Below are 9878 nucleotides of genomic sequence, written 5' to 3'. Positions count from 1 at the left end.
CAGGTTGGTCGTCATGCTCGAGGCTTCTGTCATCACGCTGACGTTCGCCTGCTCGGACAGGGCTTTGATAAAGGCCTTGGTGCCCGCCCCTTTGCCGTCCAGTATGGAAATACCGCCATTCAGGGCATCGGATGAACCGCCGGTGAACGCATTGGTCAGAGACAATCCGACGCTGCCACTGTTGAAAACGGCGTTCCAGTCAATGCCGTACTGGTCCTGCGTACGTTTCTCTACGCTGTAGACCTGGACGTTGAGCACCACCTGTCGGTTGAGTTCTTTATTACGGTCATCCAGATAGCGGCCTATCTGCTCAAGCACGCGCGGCGTATCCGTCACCGTCAGAACGCCGGCGGACAAATTCATGCGACCGGTGCCCGGTGTCAGCATTGACTTGATGGTATTGGTGACGTCCTCGTACAGACTGGACTTGATTTCCATCTCAGTGGCCTGTGAGGTATTTGAGTCGCCACTGAGTCCACCGCCGCTACTGTCGCCCGTGGCCCCCATCGATGAGGTGGTGCCGCTCACTGTTTTGGAGCCAAAGCTCGCCTTACTGTCCATGAACATGACCGGGAACGTCCGGGTGTCGAGATAGAAAATGGCGATCCGGCCTTGCTCATAACGCCATGACAATCCCAGGCGAGTGGTGACATTGTCGAGCAAACCGCCCAATTCCCCCAGCCAGAACACGCCCCTGAGTGAAGTACCACCAGTAACGGCCGGTGCGGCTCGGACGGGTGAACCACCCAACGCAGCCAAAGGTACCATCCCATTCGGGTCGGGGGCGGGAACGGGGCCACTGAGTTGCTCGGTTTTGCCCCCTGTCGGTGCCAATATGGCCTGCGCATCGGGCGTCACCACCACGGGCAACTGGCAACGTTTACTGATAAAGGCGCTGACTTCTGCCAGCGTGATGCTCCCAGGCCGATTGATGGCCACTGCGCAAGGTGGCAGTAAGCTATTGCTGCCTGGCAGGGCATTTAACGGGTAAGGGTTGATCCATTGAGAGGTAAGATCACGTACAACAGACCCCTTTTTAAGTGCATGAAGATGCTTATCTGCCCGTTTTTCGTCCAGCGAGACCGTATTGTCGATCTTGTCGATGCGCTCAAGCGGCGCACAGCCGGACAGCAGCAAACACAATGTCGCCGCCAGCCCGGTTAGGGGGAGGTGTTTTTTCATTTTTAACCTTACGGTGAGGAGAGATTAGTTGAGGTACACCAGGCTGCCGTCAGCAATGCTGTCCGGTACATTGACCTGCATGTCATTGCCAAAGCTGTCGATCAGACGTCTTCCGACGACCTTTCCAACCAACGCTGAATGCCGGCTCTGTGCCAACAACGCGGCCATCAACCCAGGTTGGTCCGGCTGGTAGACATACACACGGTCAGCTTGCAGCACATTGTGCAATTCAGGTAGGGATGACCAGCCGAAGGCGCTGTCCGTGATAACGCCGTCTTTTTGAGAAGGGTTGTTATAGCGCCAGTCATTGATGTCATTGATGTAACGGACAGTTTGAATAGCCCGCTGGCTCAACGTGCTATCCTGCAACTGCACCCCTGTAGGGTCATAAGAGGGGAGTGTGGCCCACACCAGGAAGCCGAGAAAGACCGAAAGCAGCCAGTAAATCATTGAGATACCCCCCAGATCACACAGGCCCAGAACACCGTGCAGAACATCCACACGGCAAGATTTGCTCTTCCGCGATAACTCATCGTGAATGCCTCCCAAAATTGAGATTGCTGAGAATAGCCACGGGTCGTTAAATCAAGCGACGGGTTATCAGTGGATCTCTTTGTCATCCACCGAAATCACACACTGCACCTGACGAACACCGGCATACAGCGGCACCTGCGCCGTCCCGTATAAGGTGAACAGACTGTTCAACGCATCACGGAAACTCCCGTCAAACTGGAGCGGTGCATCAATACGGTAATTTGCTGATGTCAGCCAGGCGACAGTCCAGTTTGCCACTCCTGGAGTAGAGCACTTCTCAGCGGCGGCCCAACTGAACAGGCTATCTTTTAGCGTACTACCCGCTTCGATCCGCCAGACTTTAGGAGTCGGCACTGCTTTTACTACCGGTACGGCCACATTTTTGGGTTGTGCTGGAGTTGATTTATCTCGAGTACCGTTGAAAGGATTACGCGAGCCTGTGGCGACGAGCGCAGTCGGAGAGGATGGATTAGTCGCGTTCGCAGCTGTTTCTGGCTTGGCCACTATTTGTGTATTGACCGATTTGGTAGCAAGCATTGGTGTGCCATACGCCACGGAGACCTGTTTCTTAGGCCAGTCAATCAAAGCTATCCATCCATGTTGGCGTAATAATTCGTCGAGAACGTACGGCCACTGGTCGTTAGCTTCGAGGGTTATCCGCTGCCTGGATTGCGTTTGAATATCGGCAGAGATTATTGCGGTCCAGCCTGCCGGGATCACTTTATTCAGCGTTGCCTCTAGCCCCAGATTATGAGCTTTGACCCTGACCAGGGTAAAAGTCTCTGGTGTGCCGAGAGATTTGATCCGGGTTAACCCCCGCAACGTATCTGGCGCACTAGCTGTAGCCGTCGCTGGCGGTGTGGTTATGTTGGTTTTTGTCTGTGGGGAACGGACGGGCTGCATCATTGCGCTAGCTTGCTTCACGCTTTTTTGAGCCAACTCGATATGTTGCAAGTTAGTGCTTATCAGGGCATCCACGAATTGTCGGGCATCACTGTCAGCTGTCCGGTGGTTTGGCAAGCTGCAGCCACCCAATAAAACGGGAAGCAGCATGGATGTGTGAATGATTTTCATAGGTTTCATCAGGTAATGGAATAACCGCACCGCATGAGGCATTGGGGAACGGTATTGCCTGGGTGACGAGGGTAAGGTTAACGGAGGTAGTCTTGTTGAAACTCTGCGATTCTTTCATCCGCTTCATGGATTAAATTACGCAAAGAGGTCAATGTACTGAGTGGCATTTTATCCGGGGTTTTGGCCCTAATTCGGCAGGCACGTTTGAACTGAATAACCCGCGCGGCCCGGCGGATATGCAATTCACGCAAATCCTTTTCGGTGACGGTGATACACATATCAATAATCCTCAGAGTTTATATCGGTATTTCCAAAGTGAGGGGGCACATTATCAATGATAACTCTCCTTTTTGAGGCTAATTGAGTTCCTAGGTGGTTGCCATATGTCGTCCTTCCGTGGATTCCACTCGTTAGTCGTCAGCGAAGTGGTGCCGATGTGCAGTGTGCGTACGAGTCGTCGGTTATCCAGCGCTAGCTCTAAGTGGGCCACCACGACTTGAAATCCTTCCATGTGAAATACTATTTCCGCATCTTCACTGATCTCTGCTGTGCTATTAAGCAGAAGCTGAAATGTCACAGGCAGTACCATGTTCCCGGTAGGCTGGAATGCGTTTTCGGTGCGCGTCAGCTGAAGTGCATGTTTGCGGCGGTCTCGCCGTCGCTGCATCAGCTCAGCCGTTATGTTTTCCGGGAATCGGCAAACGGCAAGACGCCAACCCTTCTGTATCAGAGAGTTCAATGCGGAGCGAAAACGAAACAGGTCGCAGTGTTCTGCAGCGAAGGCATGGTTCAGCAGGACGCCGAGGGTTCCATCGACCGAAACGGATTTATCGCTGGTTTCTAGTAATTGGCGCAACGAGGTGAACTCGGCATTCATACCTCGGAAACTGGGATGAGTGCGTGCTGTATCAAGCCAGTTCGAGATAAAGCGCCGGCGGGCTGTTTCCGAGGTGAAAGGCTTTTCCTGTTCGGCTGTACGAATTGCGATCAGAATGCACCAAAGCAGATGGTGGACTGAATTATCTGCAGAGTACAAAGGTTATCTCCTTTTGTGAGTTTGCGTACCGAATGCTGGCATTGTGCGTGCGGGAAGGAAAATTGGTGAAAAGAGCCCGGCAAGATCCGGGTTAGCTAAAAGTTGTTGAGGGTTGCAATTAAAACCCCGCTAAACTGGGCTCAAATACTAGTTGCATCAGCAATGCCACTCTCGATACAGGGCGGGAATCTTGCTCCATGCGGAGAAGATACTGGTACTGCGCTGGAGTCAGCCATGTCTGGGAGGCCGCTTTCAGCTCATCCTGTGCCACCAAACTCAACTCCGGATCCGGATGAAGTTTCATTAGCCCTTGAACTACCGAGGGACGAAGCGGTGCAATCTGTGACCCATTCATAACAAAACTGCAGAAAGCTGAGTGACGGCGGATCGTATCCACGGTCTGTGTGGCTAAGTTGGCTTTAAGGAAAAAATATCCAGGAAAGAGTGGTGAGATTTGTTTACGCGAACAATTGATTTTATCAGTGCGGCGGATGGTTTTAATGGTCAGTGGTGTCCAGGGAGTGATGTGCTGCTCACTGAGCCAGTCGAAAAGTCTTTCGCGATTTTTGCCTCCGGTAATGTATTGCGCAAGATACCAGCATTGTCCGTTAAGTTCTTCAATGTCCATCATGCTCTCGCCCGAACCGATCCCCCTAAGGGTTCATTCTGTATCCGGCAGGGGCCGAATACACTGGGCGATAACGCTGAAACAGTGGCTGTCTCACTCAGCCCCCTGTAATTCAGACAGCGGCATCGCCCAGTACATTCTTGTGTAAAAACGTGCTTTATCCTCTTGGCGGTAGGACGCACACACATCGCATACTATCATTTCAACCCATAATATCAAGTATCTTGCAAAATGAGCAATGAGTGGTCCTTCTACTGAGTATCATGGATCCCCCTCATTAAAGGTGAATCTATATGGTACCCAAGCGCTTAAAGGAAGCCCGCGAAGCTGCTGGGCTTACCCAGAAACAACTGGCTGAGCTAGTTGCTATCGAAGGCGTTAACCTCACGTCGAGGCTCTCCAACTATGAAGTGGGTAGATTTGCCCCCTCGTTTGACTTCATTGTACGTGTAGCTAAAGCTCTTGATTACCCTGAGTACTATTTTTATGTAGTAGACGATGACGTTGCTGAATTATTGTTACAGCATCATCATTCAGCAGGAACTACGCCGTTAGTTACGCATTCTGCTGAATATATGAACAGAGATAGCAAGAAATACAAGGCTTCACTAGAAGAGGCTCTGGGCATGGCAGAGCGTCTTACGTCATATATTAAAAAGTCGATAAAGTAAAAATGACTTATCCCAAATTAATGGTCTCTTATCTTGGCGGGTATAAGAGATAATTTGGTATATGAGTCAATGTGACGGAAAAAATGATCTCATGAATTATGTAATAAATACAGACCCCTACAGGGGTCGATATGTTAAATTTAGCTTGTAAAAATTAACATTTCAGTTAAGTGAAGTTATTGGATAACTATGATTTAGGTCATCATGTAATTAATTATGTAAAAATAATCCTATGGATTCTTGTGCTTATTATTTGACTTAAGTCAAATTTCCGTGAACACTCCGCATAAATAATGTGGAGTGTGGTGATTATTTCATCTGGTTAATTTATTGTCTATTACTCATAGCCTCATAATATTTTTTAGGAAAATCATCGGGTGCCATCATCGCAGTATGAATTCGCGAGTGATAGATAATTCTGACTGTTTCTAGTTTGTCAACCTTCATGTTTTCTTTGATCCTTTTTAAGGATAGCTTAACCGCGTTTTGCGAGCATTTTAGTATGTCGGCTATGCCTTCACTGTTAGAACCGAAAGCGTAATACATCAAGACCTTGAACTGAGATTCGGTTAGTTCTGGGAACATGAGACGCTGGTTCCAAAATGTGTCTAAATTCAACATGATATACCCCTTATTTTATGAAAGAATGTATTGGGGTGACGCTCTCATGTGAATGAATAATCTGTTAAATTGTTCAATGGTAAGACTTTGAGATTTTAGGGGTAATCATTAAAGGCATATTAATAATATAGGTATTGGAAGTGGTTATGCTATATACACCTTCAGTCGTGTTCACTACATACAGGTGTTGGCTCATGGAGAATGGTAGACCGGCAAAACAGATTAAAATTTTAACCTGCTTTTCAGGGCTATGGTTCCACTCATCAAGAGAACTCCCGGGCGTAGCATTCAGAAAATCAGCCATGCACTGCTCACTACTTAATCATTATAAATTAATAGGTTATATAAAATAGAAAGCCGCTCTTAACGGCGGCTCGGTTTCCCTGGTGAGGCGGTATTCCTAGGCACTATTGGACACTATATAGTGCCTATCTTCAACCACTTTAATCTATTGCATGACTATTTACACTACCCGTACATTTTTTTACGGGCAGGTATCATATGGCAGAGCCATTTTTAAAAAACCGAAAAAGGTTTACATCCTCACTGGATAACAAACTCGTTCCACTTTTCGATGAATTATCGCGCACCACCCGTATCCCGAAGAGCCGATTGCTTGATGAGGCAATCGAGGATCTTCTGAAGAAACACGGCGTAACTGCATCCGCGGGCGAAAGGAGCTGATTTTGGTTGTCTGAATGGAAGTTGAGCCGGAGTTGCCGAAAAATTCACTTGTGCTCGGATAGGGATCTGGAGGAGTCGTTTATGCACGATCCTTCAGCTCTTCGTTAGGAACGATGATTTATATGAGTATTTCATATTTCTAGCGTGATGGTGATCGTTCTACAGGGATCCATTTGCTGCAAGCGGATAAAATGGGTGATATTTGGAGGGGTTTTGCTTTGGTTCATTATTATATAAGTGATTGATTAAAAATAAATAAATAGCTATTTGCTTCAGGTTTCTGAGATCTCCTCTGTTTTTATCAGCGTAGCGGACCGATCAACTAACCATCATTGATTATGTGCCAACATGAACAGTAGATCACGATTATTTACTGCTAACTGCTGGAAACTGTAGTAATCTTTGCTCAATCGATCCTTTTTTGATCCATAGGGGAGGCGGAGATGTCACAGGTAGTAGATGTAGTTACTTCCTCAACGAAGACGAAACGTACTTACCGGAAAGGTAATCCGTTATCTGTCTCAGAACGACAGCAAGCACTGGTTGCCCGAAGGAAAGAAACTCACAAAGAAATAAAGGTTTACGTTCATAGTGACTTAAAATCAAGGCTGCAGAATCTATGTGAAGCACAAGGGCTTTCACAGGCAGAAATGATAAGTCGTCTGATTGAAAATGCGAGCAAAGCGCAGTTATAACAACGTTATGGGTTAACTTTCTTGAGTGTTTTAGGATCTAGTGCTAGATTACTGATCGTTTACGAATATTTTGGTGGGCCGCGCCAGTAAGGTGGCAAGGACTGGCGTTGTTGAGAATACGTTCTCCAGCACCTGAAAAGCAAAAACCCCGATAATCTTTTTCATCTTGGCGGAGGATAAGATTAACGGGGCTCACTCAAAACTGTATAGAAGCGTTGCTCTATGCAGGGAGTATAGAATTGTGCCAAAAAAAATTCAACTCCTATCGTGCAACATAAGCGCAGGGCTATTTGACTAGCCTGAATTACGCGTCTGATGCACCGATAATCAAGCCCAACCGTACCCGTCGTGGAGAGGCTAATGCCTTACGCAAAGGGACGTCAAAAATCCATCGCCGCTATCAGCCAGGGCTGAGATGTGCTGTGCCACGTGGCATGGCGTCGAAAGTTGTTGCACGTGTCAGCAGTCACAACTGGCATCGCAATCCCGACCTGGTCGAGCTGCGTCAAAATGGGTATGTTCCTTATACCAAACGCAACGATCCCTATTACGTTCCCAAACCGATGCGCGTTCACGCACGTTCCGAGGCCTGTGAGGCGCTGACGGCTCTGTCACAGGTGATGGCGGCCAACTGCGACTTTAACCCGGACAGCGACTATCCTTTCGAAATCATGGCTCCGATGGAGCAATTGGCACATTACATGGGCGTCTTGCATGTCTACGACAGTGGCCGCAAAGCCTATGACGTGGCGCTCAATGCGCTATCGGTAATGGAGCAGCTGCAGTACGCGATCGTCCTGCATGGCAAAGATACCGACAGTGGCCAGAACAAGCCGTTGCGTGTCTGGCTCAGTGAAAGATTCTTCACTAGCCGTGGTATTGCCGTCGATGAAATCCGTCAGTGGCTCGGCCAATTCCGTACCTGGGCGATCAAGAACGGCCTGACCGAAACACTGCGCACCAAATATGAGCGCCATTTACTGCGTATCGAGCGCATTGGCATCGATATCAAGAATCGCCACTCTCTGCGTAACCGGCTTAAGCAGATCAAGCGCTGGGTGGTCAACCCGGACTTGGCCCGCGAGAAAGAGCAGGTGGTTGGCCAGCTCGAAGACGCCCTCAATACGCTTGAGCAAGGTGATCGTCTCGATCTGCTCCTGGATGGTCTTCAGAGCAAAATCAAAGCCGATAGCAAAGGTCACAAAAAGGCGCAGAACCTGATGTATCAAGCCTATGTCGCCTGGTCGAACAAAACCATGCGTCACGAGGTCGTACAGCTGGAAATGGCGCTACAGCGCGATAATCCGGGGCTACTTCACAGCGATCCGGAAGCCTATTATCAACGACTGCTGGAACGCGCCGGTATACTCTAGTCACCAAAAACCCAGACTGAAAAAAACGTGTCCACCCCGACGCGGGTTTTGTGCTGCCTGGCGTTCAGGAATTGCTGTTTTTGCAAGCGATACGCGCGCCGGCGATGGCGAAAATGGGGCTGGTTGGCCATCCTCTTCCTGACCCAAATATCCGGGAGCGTAAACGACAGCAGTTAATTTCGAAGAACGTAGTTAATTTCGAAGTATAACGCATTGGTATCCTTATTTTCGAACGTTAATCCATAACAAAATAAGCCTTTTAAAAAAGGGGATGTCATCGCGCTCAATAGCGCTCGATGATACCTCCTTCGCTTTGCTCAGGCAGAACACCCCAGAAAGCTCAAATACCGAGCAAAATCTTGTAACACCAACCCCACCGGCTACGCCGGTAGAGTAGCTCCCGCAAAGCGGGCTATGTCGCTGCCCCCAATTGCTCAACAAACTAAACCGTTGTGGTCAGAACACATCGACGTCACCCTCAACTGCAAACACCTCCCCACCCACTGCAAAGCCGCCGCCGCCCCGGCCAAAGGCCGGGAACAGCAGTGGCTTTAAAATGGGTGTTTTAGCTAAAGAATTGAGTCGCTGCAGGAAATGTTGCGAGAGGTTTTGATTACACGCTCGTAAGCGGCCCTTACGGCCCGCATAACGCGGAGATACGCCCCGCCTGCGGCAAAGCCTTGTCGGGACCACTCCGACAGCGCAAAATTGCTTCACCGTCGCTTTAAGTGAGTTTGGCTCTACAGCTACCGTGTTCAGTCAAGAAAAAGTCGCTTCTAATTTAAGCGTACAGCCCCCTAAGCGCTGTCAGCAAGCTGCCAGCACTAAGTCCCCGATACATCGCGGCTACGCCGCGCTAACGGGGTTAAAAGGACTTAAATCAGCATTTTCATCGCTGTTAGTCTGCATGGCTCTTCAGGGCAGGAGGGGTATAAGGATCTTTAATGATCCTCTACCGGCTTACGCCGGGCTTCGGCGGTTTGACTACAGAGTCATATAAAACAACATCATGCCGCCTTACATGCGCTACGCGCATCTAAAGACAGGTATTCTGCATCGAACGGTTTCTGTGTTTTCAAGACGCCATAGCACCAGTGAACAAGCTTGCGCATTAGTGCGCCAATGGCACACATTTTGGCCTTGCCACGCTGGCATAAACGCTTATACATCGCCTTCATCACCGGGTTAAATCTCAGACCGCACAACGATGCCAGATACAGTTTTGCCCTGATTTCCGGTGGCCCAATTTTTGACAATCGACTCCGCCCTCTAACCGACGTACATGGTTAGGAATCTGGATCGCGTTTTTTCGGAGCGACTGGCCATGAACGTCGGCGTACAACAGCCCCTGATGACGTGGGGCTGTGCAGATTTATGGGT

General features: G+C 49.1%; 12 protein-coding genes and 1 pseudogene. 5 read left to right on the top strand and 8 right to left on the bottom strand.

Features of this window, described 5'->3' with window-relative positions:
* The 6 genes from A6U95_RS31270 to A6U95_RS20980 form a co-directional block, all read right to left on the bottom strand.
* Nucleotides 1-1182 (bottom strand): secretin N-terminal domain-containing protein (locus tag A6U95_RS31270; RefSeq protein ID WP_198927313.1); only part of this gene is annotated, 1182 nt, incomplete at its 3' end.
* A gap of 24 nt (nucleotides 1183-1206) precedes the next feature.
* Nucleotides 1207-1632, bottom strand: a complete 426-nt coding sequence (gene pilM / locus A6U95_RS21000; RefSeq protein ID WP_059202115.1) for a type IV pilus biogenesis protein PilM — start codon at nucleotides 1630-1632, stop codon at nucleotides 1207-1209.
* A gap of 150 nt (nucleotides 1633-1782) precedes the next feature.
* On the bottom strand, nucleotides 1783-2790 hold the full coding sequence (locus tag A6U95_RS20995; protein WP_158006232.1) for a toxin co-regulated pilus biosynthesis Q family protein: 1008 nt from the start codon (nucleotides 2788-2790) through the stop codon (nucleotides 1783-1785).
* Between the two features lie 77 nt (nucleotides 2791-2867).
* Nucleotides 2868-3068 carry a hypothetical protein gene (locus A6U95_RS20990; RefSeq protein WP_059202113.1) on the bottom strand — a complete coding sequence of 67 codons (201 nt, stop codon included), beginning with the start codon at nucleotides 3066-3068 and terminating at the stop codon, nucleotides 2868-2870.
* Between the two features lie 53 nt (nucleotides 3069-3121).
* A complete protein-coding gene (locus A6U95_RS20985; RefSeq protein ID WP_059202112.1) occupies nucleotides 3122-3826 on the bottom strand; it encodes a hypothetical protein in 705 nt (234 codons plus the stop codon).
* Nucleotides 3827-3944: 118 nt separating this feature from the next.
* Nucleotides 3945-4454 carry a transcription termination/antitermination NusG family protein gene (locus A6U95_RS20980; RefSeq protein ID WP_059202204.1) on the bottom strand — a complete coding sequence of 170 codons (510 nt, stop codon included), beginning with the start codon at nucleotides 4452-4454 and terminating at the stop codon, nucleotides 3945-3947.
* Between the two features lie 293 nt (nucleotides 4455-4747).
* On the opposite strand from A6U95_RS20980, the gene A6U95_RS20975 reads away from it, so the two are divergent.
* Nucleotides 4748-5125: a helix-turn-helix transcriptional regulator gene (locus A6U95_RS20975; RefSeq protein WP_059202111.1), complete on the top strand. Its 378-nt coding sequence runs from the start codon at nucleotides 4748-4750 to the stop codon at nucleotides 5123-5125.
* A gap of 327 nt (nucleotides 5126-5452) precedes the next feature.
* On the opposite strand, the gene A6U95_RS20970 is transcribed toward A6U95_RS20975, so the two are convergent.
* A complete protein-coding gene (locus A6U95_RS20970; RefSeq protein ID WP_059202110.1) occupies nucleotides 5453-5746 on the bottom strand; it encodes a LuxR C-terminal-related transcriptional regulator in 294 nt (97 codons plus the stop codon).
* 501 nt (nucleotides 5747-6247) lie between these two features.
* Here A6U95_RS20970 and A6U95_RS30080 point away from each other — a divergent pair.
* From A6U95_RS30080 to A6U95_RS31130, 4 genes are all read left to right on the top strand, one after another.
* Nucleotides 6248-6430, top strand: a complete 183-nt coding sequence (locus A6U95_RS30080; protein WP_071926304.1) for a ribbon-helix-helix domain-containing protein — start codon at nucleotides 6248-6250, stop codon at nucleotides 6428-6430.
* Nucleotides 6431-6873: 443 nt separating this feature from the next.
* Nucleotides 6874-7125, top strand: a complete 252-nt coding sequence (repA, locus tag A6U95_RS30075; protein ID WP_071926303.1) for a replication regulatory protein RepA — start codon at nucleotides 6874-6876, stop codon at nucleotides 7123-7125.
* Between the two features lie 290 nt (nucleotides 7126-7415).
* Nucleotides 7416-8498 carry a Replication protein gene (locus tag A6U95_RS20965; RefSeq protein WP_306455223.1) on the top strand — a complete coding sequence of 361 codons (1083 nt, stop codon included), beginning with the start codon at nucleotides 7416-7418 and terminating at the stop codon, nucleotides 8496-8498.
* Nucleotides 8499-8912: 414 nt separating this feature from the next.
* Complete coding sequence (locus A6U95_RS31130) at nucleotides 8913-9053, top strand: hypothetical protein (protein WP_155621821.1); 141 nt, start codon at nucleotides 8913-8915, stop codon at nucleotides 9051-9053.
* 452 nt (nucleotides 9054-9505) lie between these two features.
* Here the strand turns inward: A6U95_RS31130 and A6U95_RS20960 are convergent.
* Nucleotides 9506-9778, bottom strand: a pseudogene (locus A6U95_RS20960) (transposase); the annotation flags it as partial.
* Between the last annotated feature and the right edge of the window lie 100 nt (nucleotides 9779-9878).

It is taken from the genome of Serratia sp. 14-2641 (assembly GCF_001692375.1).
Classification (GTDB): Bacteria; Pseudomonadota; Gammaproteobacteria; order Enterobacterales; family Enterobacteriaceae; genus Chania; species Chania fonticola_C.
Note: the sequence above shows the minus strand (reverse complement) of the source record. Positions and strands in the feature narration are given on the sequence as shown.